Origin of the sequence: Rhizobium ruizarguesonis (assembly GCF_012349115.1) — a bacterium.
Classification (GTDB): Bacteria; Pseudomonadota; Alphaproteobacteria; order Rhizobiales; family Rhizobiaceae; genus Rhizobium; species Rhizobium ruizarguesonis.
This window is the reverse complement of the sequence record NZ_PQIG01000002.1, coordinates 178,289-197,135: the sequence shown is the minus strand read 5'-3', so window position 1 is coordinate 197,135 and position 18,847 is coordinate 178,289. Positions and strand designations below refer to the sequence as shown.

Sequence of the window (18,847 nt, the reverse complement as noted above, 5' to 3'; positions counted from 1 at the left end):
GAGGTATGCCCTTCGCCAATCGCCTCTGCCCTGACGCAAACCTGCTCCGGCAGAATGCTGCAATCTGACCAGGAAAGGCTCTAGGAAAGGTCAACGTCGCCGCCTCCTCGAAACGAAACGCCGCGCTCGCCATTTCAGGATGACGGATTTGCCGGAACCGTGAGTGAAGTCGCTTGCCTTCAGGATTTCGCGACCGGTTTTTCCACGTGGCCGCCGAAGCCCGCGCGCATCGCCGACAGCACCTTGTTGGCGAATTCGTCGTTATCGCGCGAGGAGAAGCGGCCGTAGAGTGCAGCGCTCAGCACCGGCGTCGGCACGCTTTCGTCGATTGCCGCCATGATCGTCCAGCGGCCTTCGCCGCTGTCCGAGACGCGGCCGGCATATTTCGAAAGTGCGGGATCGGCATGCAGCGCATCGGCCGTGAGGTCGAGCAACCAGGAGGTGATGACGCTGCCGCGGCGCCACACTTCGGCGACATCCTGCAGGTTGAAGTCATATTGGAAATGTTCCGGATGAGCGAGCGGCGCGGTTTCCGCATCGGCCTCATGCGAGGCGGCGCCGATATTGGCGTGTTTCAGAATATTGATACCTTCGGCATAGGCGGCCATCAGGCCGTATTCGATGCCGTTATGCACCATTTTGACGAAATGACCGGCGCCATGCGGGCCGCAATGCAGGTAACCCTGCTCCGCGGTGCTGGCAGCAGCCGCTTCGGCGCTCCGGTTCGGCGAGGCTTCCGTCTTGCCGACGCCGGGTGCCAGCGTTGCGAAGACGGGAGAAAGGTGCTCGACGATGCCCTTCTCGCCGCCGATCATCAGGCAATAGCCGCGCTCGAGGCCGAAGACGCCGCCGCTGGTGCCGACATCGACATAATGGATACCTTTGGTGATGAGTTCGGCGCCGCGGCGGATATCGTCGTGGTAGTAGGAGTTACCGCCGTCGATGACGATATCGCCATTCTCAAGCAGCGGCATCAGGCTCGCCAGCACCTTGTCGACGATCGCCGCCGGCAGCATCAGCCAGATCGCGCGCGGATGGGTCAGCTTCGAGACGAATTCCGCAAGCGAAGCACTGCCGGTCGCGCCGAGGCCGGCGAGCTCGGCAACGCTTTCCGGCCTGGCGTCGTAAACGACGCATTCGTGACCGCCCCGCATCAAGCGCTGGACCATATAATTGCCCATGCGGCCCAAACCAACCATGCCAAGCTGCATAATGAATCTCCTGGAAACCGAAGTGAAGTATCGAATCCGGAAATTAGCACCCGCAGTGTGACAGGCAAGCAAAGTCTCGGTGATATCGGCGAATGCGACGATTGCACCGCCGATCTCGCTGAGATCGACGTATCGTCAAATGTCCGGCGCGCTGGCCGGCTCACCCTTCATTTCGCTGAGGAACATGCCCTCGCGCAGATTGATGCCATATTCAACGAAAGCCTTCATGCAGCAGAGCATCTGCGTCCAGCCTTCGCAATTGAGATAGGTGCCGCGCCGGCCAGCATCGTCTTCGCGCCAGCCGGTCTCGGCGATCGTCACCAGCGTCCCGCCATCCTCCAGCGGCTTGAAGTTCATCTCGACCAGCGTCTTGTATCTTGCCTCGTCTTCGCCAGTGCCGCCATCCCAGCGAAGCACGATGCGGCTTTCCGGCACGAGTTCGACGACCTCGACTGGCGCATCCTTCCACCAGGTGACCGTCGTGCCCTTCACGAGCGGCGCGCTCGCCCCACCGATCGTGGTGAAATAGCTGCTGAGCTTCTTCGGGTTGACGACGGCATCGAACACCTCTGCAACGGGGCGGCCGACACGGCCGGAAATGCGGATTCCGAGAGACATGACACTTCTCCTCTTCTCCAGTGTGTCTGTTCCATTGTCCTTGGCGCCATTATGTTATAAAAATATAACATGTCAAGCGAATCAACCGACGACCCCGTTTTCAAGGCGCTGGCGCATCATCGCCGCCGCGAAATCCTCGATCTGCTCAAGGATGGCCCCCGAACCACGGGGACCCTTTGCGAGACGTTTCCGCAGATGGATCGCTGTACGGTGATGCAGCATCTGAAGGTGCTGGAAGAGGCTGACCTGGTCATCGCCAGGAAGGAAGGCCGCGAGCGCTGGAACCACCTGAACAGCCTGCCGATCAAACACATCTATGACCGCTGGATCAGCACCTATGCCGGACATTCCCTGTCGATTCTCGACCGGCTGAAAGACGACCTCGAGGGCCAGCCCGAATAATGATCCGGCCGCCCAACAGCTTGCTTGCCGGCCAGCCCAAGCCTTATGCTGGCCAAAACGGCACGGGATCAGGCAGATGACGATATCGGGCGCCGGCATACGCCGCAGGCGGCTGCTGCGCAGCATGAAGCAGGAACATCTCGCCGAACTCCTCGGCGTCAACCAGGCGACGGTCTCACGCTGGGAGCGCGATCAGCTCGCCCTGTCGGGCGAACAGGCCGCCAAGCTGGAACGGATTTTCGCCTCACCGCAATATGCAGCAGTCGATACGGCGCTGAAACGGCTGGTCGAGGATTCCGTCCGGCCGGTGCATCTGATCTGCGACCGCACCCACCGGCTGCTCTCCGCCTCCCGCCCGAGGCAGGCAGAGTGGCGGGCGCCGCTCGGCGCCTTTCTCGGCCGCTCCCTATTCTCTTATGCATCCGCCGAAATCGCCGCGGCCGAGCAGTCGCTGGAGGAGCGCGGCTGGCATGAGGGCAGGCTCTCGTCGTTGACCCTCGATACCGGCGCGAACGGCAATGCGCTGCTGCCGATCGCCGCCGGCCGCGTGACCTGGGAACGGATCATGCTTTCCGACGGCAGCACTGGCCGCCTTGTTACGACCATCGGCTGAGCCTCAAGCTTTCCTGCACGCCCATGCATAATTTATGCGTTGTCTGAAAACCTTAGTCTTTATAGCGTCCGCCGCCGAACGGTCAGGAGACGATGTGATGACGATACTGGTGACGGGAAGCGCCGGCCATCTCGGCGAAGCGCTGATGCGGACCTTGAGGGCGGAAAGCCGCTGGGTGCGCGGCATCGATATCAAGCCCTCGGCTTTTACCGACATGGTCGGCTCGATCAGTGATCGCGCCTTCATCAGGCAGGCGATGTCAGGCATCAGCCACGTCATCCATGCCGCGACGCTGCACAAACCGCATGTGGCAACCCACGGCAATTACGATTTCCTCGACACCAATATCGCCGGCACCCTCAACCTGCTCGAAGAAGCGGTCGCAGCAGGCGTTGCAAGCTTCGTCTTCACCAGCACCACCAGCACCTTCGGTGCGGCATTAACGCCGGCTGCCGGCGAACCGGCGGCATGGGTGACTGAGGACGTGCTTCCCGTCGCGAAAAACATCTACGGCGTAACGAAACTCGCCGCCGAAGGCTTGTGCGAACTCTTCGCCCGCAAGTCCGGCCTGCCGGTGGTCATTCTCAGGACGTCGCGTTTCTTTCCCGAAAACGACGACAATCCTGATATTCGTAACGGCTATTCGGCAGAGAATGCCCAGGCCAACGAGCTTCTTCACCGCCGCGTCGATATCAGCGACGTGGTCAGCGCCCATCTGCTGGCGCTCGAAAAGGCGCCGGCAATCGGCTTTGGCCGCTACATCATCTCCGCCACGACGCCGTTTTCGGCAAGTGATCTCGCCGCGATCCGGCGCGACGCGCCTCACGTCGTCGAACGACTGTTCCCGGGTGCAGGCGCCCTTTACGCATCACGCGGCTGGAAGATGTTTCCTTCGCTCGACCGTGTCTATGTCAACGAACGCGCAAGGCGGGAACTCGGCTGGCAGCCGCGATATGATTTCCGTTTCGTGCTCGATTGCCTGCGCGACAACAGGGAGTGGCGAAGCCCTTTGGCGCTGAATGTCGGCTCCAAGGGCTACCACGATGAGGTCTTCGCCGAAGGGCCTTACCCGGTCGGATAGAGCAGCAGCTGGAATGCGGACACGCGAAAGCCCGACTTCCTCTCCAGCATGACGCTTTCGCTGAGAAGTGTCATCCAGATATCACGATCCCGTCATAGACCGTCTGCCGGGGATATGGGGCGACGAAATCCAGGGCGTGTTGTGCCATCGGGAAATCGAATCCAGGCCGGGGTGTCATTTGAAGCGGGGTCCAGCCTGCGGGCGGAAGCCGTTTCGAGAGCGCTTTTGACCGAGAGGGTATTTCCATGAAGAATGTCAGACCATACGCATCGCGGCTGTTCGCCGCGGTTCTCGCGGCATCCGCCGCCGTGCCAGTCGTCGCAATGGCCGAGAATTCCGCCACCGTCGGCGGCCTCACCTTCGTCAACAAGGGCTTGGTGGGCATCGGCCGCATTCCGGCCAACCAGCGTGACAAATTCGGCGAGACCTTCGGTTCCGGCTCGGGCATGGCGATCGATCCCGCCGCCTGGAGCCGCGACGGCGCCGGCTACAACGGCACGCTCTACCTGTTGCCCGACCGCGGTTACAACGCCGTCGGCACCGTTGATTACCGGCCACGTCTGAACACCATCTCGATCGGCCTGACGCCGACCGCTCCGGGTGCGGCACCCGAGGTCGGCAAGGAACAGTCAGGCGTCGACGCAAAGCTCGTCGATTCCACACTCTTCGTCGACGACAGGGGCGGCGACATGACCGGTCTCGACCCGGAATCCGGCGTCCGCCCCGCTGCCGGTAGTTTTCCCGCGCTGCCGCAGGCGACGAACGGCAAGATCGCGCTCGACAATGAAGCCATCATCCGCATGGCCGACGGCAGCATGTTCGTCAGCGACGAATACGGGCCTTATATCTATCACTTCGCCGCTGACGGACACCTGCTCTCCGCCACCCAGCCGCCGAAGGCGCTTTTGCCGATGCGCAAGGGCGCGTTGAGCTTTGCCTCCAACAATCCCGGCTCCGGCGCCTCCGCTCCGGACCCGAAAGATCCGGAGACCGGCCGCCAGAACAACCAGGGTCTCGAAGGCATGGCGATGACGCCTGATGGCAAGTTCATCATCGCTGTGCTGCAGTCGGCCGCCCGCCAGGACGGCGGCGATTCCGGCTCGACCCGCCAGAATACCCGCGCCATGATCTATGACGCCGCCGATCCCGATCACTTGAAACTGGTGCACGAATATGTCGTGCCGCTGCCGGTCTTCAAGGACGCCAAGGACAAGACGACGATCGCCGCCGAGAGCGAAATCGTCGCCCTGTCCGACAAGACCTTCCTGATGCTCGCCCGCGACAGCGGCAACGGCCAGGGCCTGAAGGGCGACACCTCGCTCTACCGCAAGGTCGACATCGTCGACATTTCCGCCGCGACCGACATCGCCGGCAGCGATTTCGATGACGGCAAGCCGATCGCGCCGAAGGGCGTCATCGATCCCTCGCTGACGCCGGCGACGCTGACACCCTTCATCGACCTCAACGACAAGACCGATCTCACCCGCTTCGGCCTGCACAACGGCGCGCCGAACGACAAGAACAATCTGTCGGAAAAGTGGGAAGCCATGGGTCTGGCGAGCGTTCTCGACCCGAACCTGCCGGACGACTACTTCCTGTTCGTCGCCAATGACAACGACTTCTTGACGCAGGATGGTTTCCAGGTGGGTGCCGCCTACAAGGCGGACGGCGGTGCCGACGTCGACACCATGTTCCAGGTCTTCCAGGTCACCCTTCCAGGTCTGAAGAAGTAACGGACGCGCTGAAGAAGGGCGAACGGGCAACCCGCGTTCGCCCGCCATATCCGGCGTCTTCGCTGAAAATGGAAGGAAACGGTGCGATCCACGACCACCGATGGATGTTTACGATCCTGGGTGCCTACAAACGTAGGTGGGCGCCGTGTGTCCAGGCCCACGGGCCTGGCCAGGGACAGCTCCCTTTGGATCGAGTATGGCCCCAGGGATTGTGGTTCCTGTCGAGAGGCGCAGACCGCATGGCGATATATAAGGTCGTTTGTGCTGGCGCGCCAGTGGCGACGGAAGGCCGCCCCTATTTAATTGAGATCAATTGAGTTCGGGGGCGGACCGGCCGTTCAGCTTGTCGGTGATGCCGCGGATGCGGCTCGACACTTCACTGAGCGCTGCCGCAAGATTTTCCTCGGTCCGGGCGGTGGCTGCAAGCACCGTATCGCGATTGCCGCGCAGCGTCTCGAGCTCGGACTCCAACCCGGCGACGCGGCGCGTCAGCTCGGCAATCTCGTCCGTGATCATGATGCCGGCCATGACGGTGATCCTGAGATCGCCGATTTCCCCGAACTGATCCTTGAGATGGCCGACATAGCGGTCGAAGCGGGTGGCGAGATCGGTCAGGTGATCCTCCTGCCCCTCCTCGCAGGCCATGCGATAGGCCTTGCCGTCGATCGTTACCGTCACCTGCGCCATGCCAAACTCTTTCTATCAGCGATCCAGAACCGCGCGGATCGTTTCCATGGCCGTCACCAGCCGCCGCGATACCTCGCGATTGACCTCTTCCAGCCGGTTGGCGCGGAATTCGGCCTGGTCGAGCTCCTGCGCCAGCCGGGAACGGTCGGCGTGCACACGCCGCACCTCGCCCTCGATCTCGCCCTGCTCGCGCTGCCGCTCGACGCGCATGTCGACGGCGTTTTCGAGGCTCGATATCGCCTGTCTCAATTCGTTGAGCGCTGCTTCCATGGTTTTGCCTGTGGGCATCATGTCTTTCCGATTCCCGCGCAGGATCCGCGAATCGGCACGCCGCGCCGATCCTGCGATTTCAAAAGGATATGCAGCTCGCCGACGGCCCGTCAATAAATCCTGTCACTTGCCCACCGGCCTATCCTGTGGATGAGCGTTTTACATAGGCTCGCCACATCAGATTCGTCATTTGTACAATCGCGCGATCAAATGTCAAAAATCGCCGCTGCGTGCCCGGATTTGGCCTGCCATTTATTGACTTGCCCGTCCCAACTGCTATGTCTCTGCCGCTTTCACTCGATGGTCTTGGAGGCTCGAGGCCATCCCCCCGACACCCGGAACTTGCGGAAAAGCCATGACCTCTCCCGAACAACACGACCGGATGGCGAATGCGATCCGTTTTCTCGCCATGGACGCCGTTGAAAAGGCGAACTCGGGCCACCCGGGCATGCCGATGGGCATGGCCGACGTGGCAACGGTCCTGTTCACCAAATATCTGAAGTTCGATCCGAAGAAGCCGCACTGGCCGAACCGCGATCGCTTCGTGCTGTCAGCCGGCCATGGTTCGATGCTGCTCTATTCGGTGCTGTATCTGACCGGCTATCCGGACATGACGATCGAAGATCTGAAGCAGTTCCGCCAGCTCGGCTCGAAGACCGCCGGCCATCCGGAATACGGTCATGCCACAGGCATCGAAACGACGACCGGTCCGCTCGGCCAGGGCATTGCCAATTCCGTCGGCATGGCGATTGCCGAACGCAAGCTGCGCGAGGAGTTCGGCTCCGATCTCCAGGATCACTACACCTATGCGATCTGCGGCGACGGCTGCCTGATGGAGGGCATCAGCCACGAAGCCATCGCGCTCGCCGGCCACCTGAAGCTCAACAAGCTCGTCCTGTTCTGGGACAATAACTCGATCACCATCGACGGCGCCGTGTCGCTGTCGGATTCCACCGACCAGGTCGCCCGCTTCAAGGCGGTTCACTGGAACACGATCGAGATCGACGGTCACGATCAGGCCGCTATCGCCGACGCGATCGAAGCTGCCCAGAAGTCCGACCGGCCGACCTTCATCGCCTGCAAGACGATCATCGGCTTCGGCGCCCCGAACAAGCAGGGCACCCACAAGGTCCACGGCAACCCGCTCGGCGCCGAAGAAATCGCAGCCACCCGCAAGGCACTGAACTGGGAAGCCGAAGCCTTCGTCATCCCCTCGGACGTTCTCGACAGCTGGCGTGCAGCCGGCGCGCGCTCCGTTGACCTCGTCAAATCCTGGGAAGACGGCCTCGCCAAGGCTCCGGCCAAGGCCGAGTTCACCCGCCGCATGGCAGGCGAGCTGCCGGAAGGTTTCGACGCCGCGATCAGCACATTTAAGAAGAAGCTCGCCGAGACCAAGCCGACGGTTGCGACCCGCAAGGCTTCGGAAGACGCGCTTGAGGTCATCAACGGCTTCCTGCCGGAAACGCTCGGCGGCTCCGCCGACCTGACGCCGTCGAACAACACCAAGACCAGCCAGATGCATTCGATCACCCCGACGGATTTCGCCGGTCGTTATATGCATTGGGGCATCCGCGAGCATGGCATGGCGTCTGCCATGAACGGCATTGCGCTGCATGGCGGCCTCATCCCCTATAGCGGCGGCTTCCTGATCTTCTCGGATTATTGCCGTCCGCCGATCCGCCTTGCTTCGCTGATGGGCATCCGCGTCATTCACGTCCTGACGCATGACTCGATCGGCGTCGGCGAAGACGGCCCGACGCACCAGCCGGTCGAACAGCTCGCCGGTCTGCGCGCCATCCCGAACCTGATGGTCTTCCGTCCGGCCGACGCTACGGAAACGGCGGAATGCTGGCAGATCGCCATCAAGACGCACAACCGTCCTTCGGGCCTTGCTCTGACGCGTCAGAACCTGCTCGCAGCGCGCACCGAATATAGCGAAAAGAACCTTTGCGAACAGGGCGCCTATGTGCTCGCCGGCAATGCCGACGCCAAGGTGACGATCTTCGCCTCCGGCTCCGAAGTCGAAATCGCCGTTGCAGCCCGTACGGCACTCGAAGCCAAGGGCGTCACCGTCCGCGTCGTATCGGTTCCCTGCACGGAACTGTTCTTCGAGCAGCCGGAAGCCTATCGCAAGGAAATCCTCGGCAACTCGCCGGTCAAGATCGCCGTCGAAGCCGCCGTTCGCGAAGGCTGGGATGCGTTCATCGGACCGGAAGGCACCTTCATCGGCATGAAGAGCTTCGGCGCTTCCGGCCCGGTCAAGGAAGTTTACAAGCATTTCGGCATCACCGCCGACGCCGTCGTTGCGGCCGCGGAAGCAAAGCTTTAATGAGGGCGCCTTGAGGCGCTCTCCATCTCCTCAATTCCAGGCCCTCGCTATCGGGCCCTACTCTATCGGGAGTGAATGAACATGACAGTCAAGGTTGCCATCAACGGTTTCGGCCGCATCGGCCGCAACGTCCTTCGCGCCATCGTCGAATCCGGCCGCACCGACATCGAAGTCGTCGCCATCAACGATCTCGGCCCGGTTGAAACCAACGCCCACCTGCTGCGCTACGACTCGATCCACGGCCGCTTCCCGGCAACGGTGAAGGTCGAGGGTGACACGATCATCGTCGGCAACGGCAAGCCGATCAAGGTCACGGCGATCAAGGATCCGGCAACGCTTCCGCACCGCGAACTCGGTGTCGACATCGCGATGGAATGCACCGGCATCTTCACCGCCCGCGACAAGGCTGCCGCTCACCTGACCGCCGGCGCCAAGCGCGTCATCGTCTCGGCACCGGCCGATGGTGCCGACCTGACGGTCGTCTTCGGCGTCAACCATGACCAGCTCACCAAGGAGCACTTGGTCATCTCCAACGCGTCCTGCACCACCAACTGCCTGGTGCCAGTCGTGAAGGTTCTCGACGACGCCGTCGGCATCGACCACGGCTTCATGACGACCATCCACTCCTATACCGGCGACCAGCCGACGCTCGACACGATGCACAAGGACCTGTATCGCGCCCGCGCGGCCGCCCTCTCGATGATCCCGACCTCGACGGGTGCAGCCAAGGCAGTCGGCCTCGTTCTGCCGCATCTGAAAGGCAAGCTCGACGGCACCTCCATCCGCGTTCCGACCCCGAACGTTTCGGTCGTCGACTTCAAGTTCGTCTCCAAGAAGGCGACCAGCGTTGGCGAAATCAACGAAGCCATCATGGCTGCTGCAAACGGCAAGCTGAAGGGCATCCTCGGCTACACCGACGAGCCGCTCGTCTCCCGTGACTTCAACCACGACAGCCACTCGTCGATCCTCGCAACCGATCAGACCAAGGTCATGGAAGGCAACTTCGTGCGCGTCCTGTCCTGGTACGACAACGAGTGGGGCTTCTCCAGCCGCATGTCCGACACGGCAGTCGCTTTCGCCAAGCTCATCTGAGCGCTCTTGAGGCATCGACATGCAAGCGGCCCGGGAAACCGGGCCGCTTTTTGTTGCCGTGCCTCCAAACGAAACCGGCCTTCCCGCACTGGCATCTTTTCGCCCATTGCCCGGATGAGATCTGCTAGAATACGTCACCCTGGACATTCCAAATGCCCAGTTTCCTCACGCCGCATCGGCCACCGGCCAGGTGCGGAACGCCAATACCGTGCGGTAGCGCTGTCGCCCGCATGAAAATGAGAGAGATGGATGGATTACTTTACCGTTGAAATCGCCGGCCGCGCCGTTGCCAGTTTTCGCTCGGAAAATCACGAGGAAGCGACGCATTTCTTCGAGGCGGAAGACTTTCGCGACGATCTGACCGTCCTGGAATCCGAAGGCAAGCCGCTTTGGGACCGCAAAGCGGCCCTGAGCCTGCGCAAGGCGACCACCGAGGAAGCAAGCGAAGTCGAGCACGCCTATGAATTCGACGACGATCCCGAACGGACCATCGAGGACGAGTTCGTCGTTTTCCTGGTCCCGGTCGCGGATCTGACCGACGAGGGCGAAGACACAGAAGACTGAGCGACGATCCGCATCTTTTTCCGGTTTCGAAGTCATATAGAAGCGCCGCCGTTCGCAGGACAGGATGGCGGTGCAGTTGAGGCTGCCTCGGGTTCGAATTCGATAGACGTCCCTGGTAAACCATCATCGACGACTTCCCTGGCCGCAAGGATGGATCACGGGTTGGCAATCCGCTGGCCAAGCGTGCTAGATTGAGGAAATGCACAGCGCACAATAGCTAAAGTGAGCCAAGTGGAGGTGATAAATGGTAGAGGCACAAAAACGCTTGTCCCACACCACCCTCAAACGGCGGCAACGGTTTCACCCCAAGCGGGACGTCAGACCTGCCGTGCTGGCAAAGGCTAATCGTCTGGTCATCTGGGTTGCCGCGTTCATTGGCCTTTCGTTTCTCGCCATCATCATACTTCAGGCAGTGTTGGGATAGCAGAGCAAGGGCCGGCCGGCCGCTTCTGGCACAAAACTACAGCCGGCTGCTCTCGCTGGGCGGCTGGCATTTTCCTCCCGCTATCGAAAAATCTCAGCGTTCATTTTCCCCGCTTTCCGCATCCGCGCCTGCAATCCAGTCTTCCTTTCATCGGACAAGGCAAACGGGCCGCTTGAAAGGGAGCGTGTCTTATTCTGTTGCCATTCGCAGATACCGGCAGGAAAAATCCGTGCCTGTCTTTTTTGCCCTGCTCTCGCCTGATTTTCCTATACATTCTTTATAGAGAATTTCTCCCGTAGCATTCCGTATCGGTTGGCCGTCCGGCAGCCGTTCAGCAGCATGAAGCAGCATCGCGACGAGGTTAAGCCGCAAGGCCTACCCTTCTCTGACGTTTTGCCGTTTACTGACGGATCGCCGCGCGTGACGGAGGGGTTGAATAGAGGCGGATCGGCCGGGGCGGCTGTGTTCGCAAAGCAGTCGATGGAAAGGGGTGGGCATGGAAGCGTTCTATATCGTGGTGCTGGTTTCGACGGCGCTCGTGCTTCTTGCCGCTTTTTCGAGCCTGCTCGCCTTCCGCTTCGGCGCTCCCCTGCTGCTGCTCTTCCTGATGATCGGCCTTGCCGCCGGCGTCGACGGCCTCGGCATCGAGTTCAGCAACAATTATCTCGCTTATATTCTCGGCTCCATCGCGCTGGCCGTCATCCTGTTCGATTCCGGCTTCGGTACGCCGATGCAGGCCTTTCGGCTGGCGGCCGTGCCCTCCCTGGCGCTCGCCTCGGTCGGTGTGCTGATCACCGCCTCGCTCTTTGCCTTCGCCGCCATGTGGCTGTTGAACTTCACCTGGCTGGAAGGTCTGCTGCTTGGCTCGATCGTCGCATCGACGGATGCCGCCGCCGTCTTCTTCCTGCTGCGCATCGGCGGCATCAACATTCGCGACAAGGTGCGCTCGACGCTGGAAGTGGAATCCGGCACCAATGATCCGATGGCGATCTTTCTCACCATCGCCCTTGTCGAGGTGCTGGCGAGCGGCGAGCGTTACGCCGGCATCAATATCGGCATGCTCGCCATGTTCGTGCAGCAGATGGGCCTCGGCGTCATTCTCGGCCTGCTCGGCGGCATGATGATCGTGCTGATCGTCAGCAGGCTCGATACCGATCGCGGCCTGACGCCGATCTTCGTGCTGGCGCTCGCTCTTCTCGTCTTCTCCTTCACCGGCGCGGTCGGCGGCAGCGGCTTCCTCGCCGTCTATGTCGCCGGCATCTACGCCGGAAACCGCAAGATGCAGGCGATCGGCACCATCAAGCGCTTCCAGGACGGCATGACCTGGCTGGCGCAGATCATCATGTTCCTGGTGCTCGGCCTGCTCGCCACGCCGTCGCAATTCCCTGTCATCATCGTGCCGGCTATTCTGCTGGCCCTCTTCCTGATCTTCGTCGCCCGACCCTTGGCGGTCTGGCTGTCGCTGCTTCCCTTCGATTACACGCAGCAAGAGATCGGCTTCGTCGCCTGGGTCGGCCTGCGCGGCGCCGTCTCTATCCTGCTTGCCATCATGCCGATCCTCGGTGGGCTTGAGAACGGACAGATCTATTTCAACACCGCTTTCATCATCGTGCTGGTCTCGCTGCTCGTCCAGGGCTGGACGATCAAGCCCGTCGCCAAAAAGCTCGGGCTGATCATTCCGCCGCGCATCGGCGCCGTCGACAAGGTTGAGGTCGACCTGCCGGGTGCCGCCCACCACGAATTGCTCTCCTACCGCGTCATCAAGGATAGCCCGGTGCTGCGCGGCGAACGCATTCCGCGCTGGGCGACACCCTCGCTCGTCATCCGCGACGGCAAGTCGATGCGTTATCAATATGCCGGGCGGCTGCGCGAGAACGATCTCGTCTACCTCTTCATCGTCCCGAGCTACTCCCGCCTGCTCGACCGGCTCTTCGCCAGCCGTGCGCCTGTCGATGACGACGATGCGGAATTCTTCGGCGCCTTCGCGCTCTCTCCTGCCCGCCCCGCCGCCGATCTCGACGCCGCCTATGGCCCCGGCCTGCTCAACGAATCCGAAAAGGGCCTGACGATCGCCGAATTGATGCGACAGCGCCTCGGCGGCAAGGCCGATTATGCCGACCGCGTCCGCCTCGGCTCGATCATCCTCATCGTCCGCGATCTCGATGAGCACGACCACGTCACTTCCGTCGGCATGTCGCTCGAAGCGGTCGAGCCGGCGATAACGCTGCCGATCTTCATCAATCTCAAGGACATCATCCAGCGCGTCCGCGACCGGTTGAACGGGCGCCGGAACCGGGAAAACGCGGTCTCCGAAACTCCGCCGAAAGCCCCGGCCGGACGCGACGAAGGCACACGCGAAAACGGCCGCTGAACGCCTTGCGTCTCGAATGATCCTTGCTATGTTCGGCGCAACTTTCGCCAACCACGACAGGATCCTCCCCATGCCTTCCTTCAAGACCCTCGACGATCTTTCCGACCTCAGCGGCAAGCGCGTTCTCGTCCGCGTCGACCTCAACGTCCCGGTGAAAGACGGCAAGGTCACCGATACGACGCGCATCGAGCGTGTGGCGCCGACGATCCTCGAACTGTCCGAGAAGGGCGCCAAGGTGATCCTTCTGGCTCATTTTGGCCGGCCGAAGGATGGTCCTTCGCCGGATCTGTCGCTGTCGCTGATCGCCCCTTCCGTCGAGGAAGTGCTTGATCATGCCGTGCTGACGGCGTCCGACTGCATCGGCGAGGCCGCCGCCTCCGCCGTCGCCGCGATGAATGACGGCGATATCCTGCTTCTGGAAAACACCCGTTTCCACAAGGGCGAGGAAAAGAACGACCCCGACTTCACCAAGGCGCTTGCCGCCAACGGCGATATCTATGTCAACGATGCCTTCTCGGCCGCCCACCGCGCCCATGCCTCGACCGAAGGCCTTGCCCACCACCTGCCGGCCTATGCCGGCCGCACCATGCAGGCCGAGCTGGAGGCGCTGGAAAAGGGCCTCGGCGATCCGGCGCGCCCTGTCGTCGCGATCGTCGGCGGCGCCAAGGTCTCCACCAAGATCGACCTGTTGATGAATCTCGTGAAGAAGGTCGATGCGCTCGTCATCGGCGGCGGCATGGCCAATACCTTCATCGCCGCCCGCGGCACCAATGTCGGCAAGTCGCTCTGCGAACATGATCTCGCCGAAACCGCCAAGCAGATCATGATCGAGGCGGCCACCGCCGGCTGCGCCATCATCCTGCCGGAGGATGGCGTGATCGCCCGCGAGTTCAAGGCCGGCGCCGCCAACGAGACAATCGATATCAACGCCATTCCCGCCGATGCCATGGTGCTCGATGTCGGCCCGAAATCCGTCGAGGCCATCAACGCCTGGATCGAGCGCGCCGCAACCCTGGTCTGGAACGGCCCGCTCGGTGCCTTCGAGATCGAACCCTTCGATGCTGCAACCGTCGCTGCTGCGAAATATGCCGCTGGGCGCACTGCGGCCGGCAAGCTCACCTCCGTTGCCGGCGGCGGCGATACCGTCTCGGCGCTCAACCATGCCGGCGTTGCCGACGATTTCACCTATGTCTCGACCGCCGGCGGTGCCTTCCTCGAATGGATGGAGGGCAAGGAGCTTCCCGGCGTCGCCGTCCTCAACGCCGCTGCTGCATAATTTCTTAAATCAGAACCGATTTAAGGTCATAATGATGCAGCCAGTCAAAGTGCTACAGCGTCCTTTGCGCGTCTGAAAAGACGCGCGGCGCTGTAGGTAACCGGTAAGACTGATTTCGCAGTTTTTACATGTGGATAGACCGCGGAAGAAAAGAAGCTTCCGCGGTCTTTTGCTCAGAGGGCGAAAAAAATCCCAACTTTCAAACGATTGAATTGAATTCAATCGTTTCAATGACTTAGCCCTCCATTTTCCTCCCTATAAACTTCTGTTATCCGCGTTCTATATTCCTGAAGTGCCGATGTTTATTGTTGTGGAGAGAACGAAATGAGCGAACGACTGGAAGACATTGCAATGCAGATGGTTACGGGCGGCCGGGGACTGCTCGCCGCCGATGAATCGACCTCCACCATCAAGAAGCGTTTCGACGCGATCAATCTCGAATCGACCGAAACGAGCCGGCGCGACTACCGCGAAATGCTCTTCCGCTCCGACGAGGCGATGAAGAAATATATCTCCGGCGTCATCCTCTTCGAAGAGACGCTGTTCCAGAAGGCTGCGGACGGCACGCCGTTCGTCGATATCATCCGCGCAGCCGGCGCCATTCCAGGCATCAAGGTCGACACCGGCGCCAAGCCGATGGCCAAATATCCCGCTGAAACCATCACCGAAGGCCTCGATGGCCTCGGCGAGCGCCTTGCCAGATATTATGAAGCCGGCGCCCGTTTCGCCAAGTGGCGCGGCGTCATCGCCATCTCGCCGACCTTGCCGACCCGCGGTTCCGTCCGCGCCAACGCTCAGGCGCTTGCTCGTTATGCCGCACTCTGCCAGGAGGCCGGGATCGTTCCGATCGTCGAGCCGGAATGCCTGATGGACGGCAAACCGGGCGACCACAATATCGACCGCTGCGCCGAAGTGACCGAGTTCACGCTGCGCATCGTCTTCGAGGAACTCGCCGACGCCCGCGTCAATCTCGAAGGCATGATCCTGAAGCCGAACATGGTGATCGACGGCAGGAACGCCCGCAAGGCCTCGGTCGCGGAAGTTGCCGAATGCACCGTCAAGGTGCTGAAGGCGACCGTTCCGCCTGCCGTTCCCGGCATTGCCTTCCTCTCCGGCGGCCAGACGACCGAAGAAGCGACAGCCCACCTTTCGGCGATCAATGCCATCGGCCACCTGCCCTGGTTCGTCACCTTCTCCTACGGTCGCGCCCTGCAGGACAGCTCGCTCAAGGCCTGGAACGGCAAGCAGGAAAATGTCGCCGCCGGCCAGCGCGAATTCACCCACCGCGCCGAGATGAACAGCCTCGCCGCCAAGGGCAACTGGAAGAAGGACCTGGAAAAGGCCGCGTGACTTTTCACGTTCGAGATAGGCAGGGAGCGGCAAACGCAGCTTCCTGCCCTCAGCCCTTCCCTATCCTCTCATTGTCACGGCGACAAGAAACCGCTTCGTTCCGCGAAAAACCGTGATTACTCATAGCGCCCTGTCACAACAGGAGCCGCCATGAACACCCTCTCCTATGTCACCGTCGATGTCTTCACCTCCACCCGCTTCGAGGGCAATCCGCTTGCCGTCATTTCCGATGCGCGCGGTCTGAGCGATGCGGCGATGCAAAAGATCGCCACCGAGTTCAACTATTCCGAAGTCACCTTCGTGCTGCCGCCGGAAGACGCTCAGAATTCCGCCCGCGTGCGCATCTTCACCCCGACGATGGAAATACCCTTCGCCGGCCATCCGAACGTCGGCACGGCCTATGTGCTCGGCCAGCAGGCGGAGATCTTCGGCAAGCCGGTCGGCGATACGCTGCGCTTCGAGGAAAAGGCCGGCATCGTTGAGGTCAGCCTGAAACGCAGCGGCGGAAAGGTTGCTGCTGCCGCCATCCGCGCGCCGCAGCCGCTGGCGGTCGGCGATACCATTGCCGCGGAAACCGTCGCCGGCTGCGTCTCGCTCGACCCCGGCGTCATCGTCAGCACCACCCATGCCCCGGTCTTTGCCTCGGTCGGCCTGACCTTCGCCGTCGCAGAACTGAACGGGCTCGAAGCGCTGGCCGCGGCGCGCCCCAACCTTGCCGGGTTCCAGGCAGCTGCCGGTCGCCAGACGACCAGCGGCCACGACTTCTCGCTCTTCGTCTATGTGAGGGCAGCCGAAAATCCATGGAATATCCGCGCCCGCATGTTCGCGCCGCTCGACAATGTGCCCGAAGATCCGGCAACCGGCAGCGCTTCAGCCGCGCTCGGCGCCTATCTCGTCTCGCTGGCGCCGGAGACTGATATGAACGTCCGCATCACCATTGAACAGGGCGTCGAAATGGGCCGCCGCAGCGTCATCACCCTTGATGTCGTGAAGTTCAACGGCATCGTCACCGATGTCGTCATCTCGGGAAGCTGCGTTTCCGTCATGCGCGGAGAAATTAGCTTGCGGGACTGACGGTCGCAGGTCGGGTGGTAGCCCCTGGGTCATATGTAATTCAGGGTTACATCAGGAAATCGCGCGAAAGCAGAGCCAATGCCCAGACGCCGAAAGCGATCAGCGCGAGCTTCCAGAAATCCATCCGCCGCCTGAGGCCGGGAAGCCCGAGCGGCTTGATCACCTGTATCGCCATGGCAAGGATGAGCAGCAAGGCTATCAGCTTTGTCATGCTTTATTTTTTCCGTTTTTCGGAATGTCACAGGACGGACATTTTTCCGAGCGAACACAGGATCTCCACACGCCGTAAAGACATTCCGGGGCACAATCAATCATCTTGAGACTGGGCTGACGCAGGTCTTGCCTTATGTCCATTGCAAATCGCTGAGACCGAGTCTGGGGAAATGAAAAGAAACCTTCTATCCGTCGCCGCGCTGCTCTTTGGCACGCTCTTCCTTTTCATGGGCAACGGCCTGCAGGGCATCCTGCTTCCCGTGCGCGGCAATCTCGAAGGCTACGCAACGACGACGCTCGGCCTGCTCGGCACCTCATGGGCCGGCGGCTTCGTCATCGGCTGCCTGGTTGCGCCGAAGATCGTGCGCCGCGTCGGCCATGTGCGTGCCTTTTCAGGCTTCATCTCGATCATCGCCATCATCGCGCTGGTCAGCGGCATCATCATTCATCCGGTCTGGTGGGTGGTCCTGCGCGCCGTCACCGGCTTCTCCACCGCCGGCACGTCGATGATCATCGAAAGCTGGCTGAACGAGCGCGCCAGCAACGAGAGCCGCGGCGCGATCTTCTCGCTCTATATCGGCATCACGCTGCTCGGTGTCGTCGGCGGCCAGATGATGATCCCGCTCGAGGATGTGCGCACGCCGGTGCTGTTCATGATCTGCGGCATCTTCTATTGCATCGCCATGCTGCCGACGACGCTGTCGACCGCCGCTTCGCCGCAGCCGCTGAAGGCAGTGCGCCTCGACCTGCCGGCGCTCTATCGCAACTCGCCGGTCTCCTGCCTCGGCATCCTGCTCGTCGGTATCGCCAACGGTGCCTACGGCACGCTCGGCGCCGTTTTCGGCGCCGGCGCCGGCCTCTCCGACACCAGCATCGCCGTTATGATGAGCGCCACCATCTTCGCCGGCGCCGTAATGCAGCTGCCGGCCGGCCGGCTTTCCGATCGCATCGACCGGCGCTACGTGCTTGCCGCCATGTCAGGGATCGCCGCCCTTGCCGGCCTGCTGATCTTTCTGCTTCACCCCACGTCCCCCGCCTTTCTGATCGGGCTTGTTGTCCTTTACGGCGCGGTGGCGAATACGCTCTATCCGATCGCCGTCGCCCACGCGAACGACTTCGCGGCGTCGGAGGACTTCGTCAAGGTCTCCGGCGGCCTGCTGCTGCTCTACGGCATCGGCACGGTGATCGGCCCGACGATCAGCGGTCCCGTCATGTCGGCGATCACTCCGCATGCGCTTTTCCTCGTCACCGCCATCGCCCATGTGCTGATCACCGTTTACGCCATCATCCGAAGCCGCATCCGCGCTGCGATCCCCGCCAGCGACCGCGACGCCTACACGACGATCCCGACTGGCACCTCGCCGATGCTGACACCGCAAAGCATGTCGCTTGCCGACCGCGGCACCAGCAAACCTCCCGAAACCGGAAAGTCTCCCGAAAGCGACGATCCTGCTGTAAAGTTCGGCTAGAAAAGGATGATTTAGGCCGGGTCGGCCTAAAATTTGAATCCTGTTCTACATTATATAGTGCGAGCATGAT

Annotated in this window: 18 protein-coding genes and 1 other RNA gene; 13 read left to right on the top strand and 6 right to left on the bottom strand. The window is 61.7% G+C overall.

Going from position 1 to position 18,847, the window contains the following annotated elements; genetic code table 11:
* Positions 1-179: 179 nt before the first annotated feature.
* Positions 180-1,211 (bottom strand): phosphogluconate dehydrogenase (NAD(+)-dependent, decarboxylating), encoded by a 1,032-nt coding sequence (gene gnd / locus C3Y91_RS02355; RefSeq protein WP_018072895.1) that lies wholly within the window; start codon positions 1,209-1,211, stop codon positions 180-182.
* A gap of 135 nt (positions 1,212-1,346) precedes the next feature.
* Positions 1,347-1,829 (bottom strand): SRPBCC domain-containing protein, encoded by a 483-nt coding sequence (locus C3Y91_RS02350; RefSeq protein WP_018072894.1) that lies wholly within the window; start codon positions 1,827-1,829, stop codon positions 1,347-1,349.
* A gap of 69 nt (positions 1,830-1,898) precedes the next feature.
* Between C3Y91_RS02350 and C3Y91_RS02345 the strand changes: the two genes are divergently transcribed.
* The 4 genes from C3Y91_RS02345 to C3Y91_RS02330 all read left to right on the top strand — a co-directional run bounded on the left by C3Y91_RS02345 (position 1,899) and on the right by C3Y91_RS02330 (position 5,658).
* Positions 1,899-2,231: an ArsR/SmtB family transcription factor gene (locus C3Y91_RS02345; RefSeq protein ID WP_018072893.1), complete on the top strand. Its 333-nt coding sequence runs from the start codon at positions 1,899-1,901 to the stop codon at positions 2,229-2,231.
* A 76-nt stretch (positions 2,232-2,307) separates the two neighbouring features.
* Entirely contained in the window at positions 2,308-2,844 is a 537-nt protein-coding gene (locus tag C3Y91_RS02340) for a helix-turn-helix domain-containing protein (protein ID WP_024323242.1), read from the top strand.
* 97 nt (positions 2,845-2,941) lie between these two features.
* Positions 2,942-3,925: an NAD-dependent epimerase/dehydratase family protein gene (locus C3Y91_RS02335; protein ID WP_130682456.1), complete on the top strand. Its 984-nt coding sequence runs from the start codon at positions 2,942-2,944 to the stop codon at positions 3,923-3,925.
* A gap of 245 nt (positions 3,926-4,170) precedes the next feature.
* Positions 4,171-5,658 carry an esterase-like activity of phytase family protein gene (locus C3Y91_RS02330; RefSeq protein ID WP_130682458.1) on the top strand — a complete coding sequence of 496 codons (1,488 nt, stop codon included), beginning with the start codon at positions 4,171-4,173 and terminating at the stop codon, positions 5,656-5,658.
* 81 nt (positions 5,659-5,739) lie between these two features.
* Here C3Y91_RS02330 and ssrS read toward each other — a convergent pair.
* The 3 genes from ssrS to C3Y91_RS02315 all read right to left on the bottom strand — a co-directional run bounded on the left by ssrS (position 5,740) and on the right by C3Y91_RS02315 (position 6,636).
* A non-coding RNA gene (ssrS, locus tag C3Y91_RS02325) (6S RNA) lies at positions 5,740-5,898 on the bottom strand.
* Between the two features lie 69 nt (positions 5,899-5,967).
* Positions 5,968-6,345 carry a cell division protein ZapA gene (locus tag C3Y91_RS02320; protein WP_003542783.1) on the bottom strand — a complete coding sequence of 126 codons (378 nt, stop codon included), beginning with the start codon at positions 6,343-6,345 and terminating at the stop codon, positions 5,968-5,970.
* 15 nt (positions 6,346-6,360) lie between these two features.
* Complete coding sequence (locus C3Y91_RS02315) at positions 6,361-6,636, bottom strand: DUF4164 domain-containing protein (protein WP_012758879.1); 276 nt, start codon at positions 6,634-6,636, stop codon at positions 6,361-6,363.
* A 334-nt stretch (positions 6,637-6,970) separates the two neighbouring features.
* On the opposite strand from C3Y91_RS02315, the gene tkt reads away from it, so the two are divergent.
* The 8 genes from tkt to C3Y91_RS02275 all read left to right on the top strand — a co-directional run bounded on the left by tkt (position 6,971) and on the right by C3Y91_RS02275 (position 17,095).
* Positions 6,971-8,944 (top strand): transketolase, encoded by a 1,974-nt coding sequence (gene tkt / locus C3Y91_RS02310; RefSeq protein ID WP_024323243.1) that lies wholly within the window; start codon positions 6,971-6,973, stop codon positions 8,942-8,944.
* A gap of 81 nt (positions 8,945-9,025) precedes the next feature.
* Positions 9,026-10,036: a type I glyceraldehyde-3-phosphate dehydrogenase gene (gene gap / locus C3Y91_RS02305; RefSeq protein WP_024323244.1), complete on the top strand. Its 1,011-nt coding sequence runs from the start codon at positions 9,026-9,028 to the stop codon at positions 10,034-10,036.
* A gap of 249 nt (positions 10,037-10,285) precedes the next feature.
* Entirely contained in the window at positions 10,286-10,600 is a 315-nt protein-coding gene (locus tag C3Y91_RS02300) for a hypothetical protein (RefSeq protein ID WP_003552580.1), read from the top strand.
* Between the two features lie 244 nt (positions 10,601-10,844).
* A complete protein-coding gene (locus C3Y91_RS02295) occupies positions 10,845-11,024 on the top strand; it encodes a hypothetical protein (RefSeq protein WP_024323245.1) in 180 nt (59 codons plus the stop codon).
* A gap of 496 nt (positions 11,025-11,520) precedes the next feature.
* Positions 11,521-13,395 carry a potassium/proton antiporter gene (locus tag C3Y91_RS02290; protein ID WP_024323246.1) on the top strand — a complete coding sequence of 625 codons (1,875 nt, stop codon included), beginning with the start codon at positions 11,521-11,523 and terminating at the stop codon, positions 13,393-13,395.
* 70 nt (positions 13,396-13,465) lie between these two features.
* On the top strand, positions 13,466-14,671 hold the full coding sequence (locus C3Y91_RS02285; RefSeq protein WP_024323247.1) for a phosphoglycerate kinase: 1,206 nt from the start codon (positions 13,466-13,468) through the stop codon (positions 14,669-14,671).
* Between the two features lie 324 nt (positions 14,672-14,995).
* Positions 14,996-16,021, top strand: a complete 1,026-nt coding sequence (locus C3Y91_RS02280) for a class I fructose-bisphosphate aldolase (RefSeq protein WP_130689747.1) — start codon at positions 14,996-14,998, stop codon at positions 16,019-16,021.
* Positions 16,022-16,171: 150 nt separating this feature from the next.
* Entirely contained in the window at positions 16,172-17,095 is a 924-nt protein-coding gene (locus C3Y91_RS02275) for a PhzF family phenazine biosynthesis protein (RefSeq protein ID WP_130656188.1), read from the top strand.
* Between the two features lie 46 nt (positions 17,096-17,141).
* On the opposite strand, the gene C3Y91_RS02270 is transcribed toward C3Y91_RS02275, so the two are convergent.
* Entirely contained in the window at positions 17,142-17,306 is a 165-nt protein-coding gene (locus C3Y91_RS02270; RefSeq protein WP_018072880.1) for a hypothetical protein, read from the bottom strand.
* A gap of 172 nt (positions 17,307-17,478) precedes the next feature.
* On the opposite strand from C3Y91_RS02270, the gene C3Y91_RS02265 reads away from it, so the two are divergent.
* Positions 17,479-18,777: an MFS transporter gene (locus C3Y91_RS02265; protein ID WP_018072879.1), complete on the top strand. Its 1,299-nt coding sequence runs from the start codon at positions 17,479-17,481 to the stop codon at positions 18,775-18,777.
* Positions 18,778-18,847 lie beyond the last annotated feature (70 nt).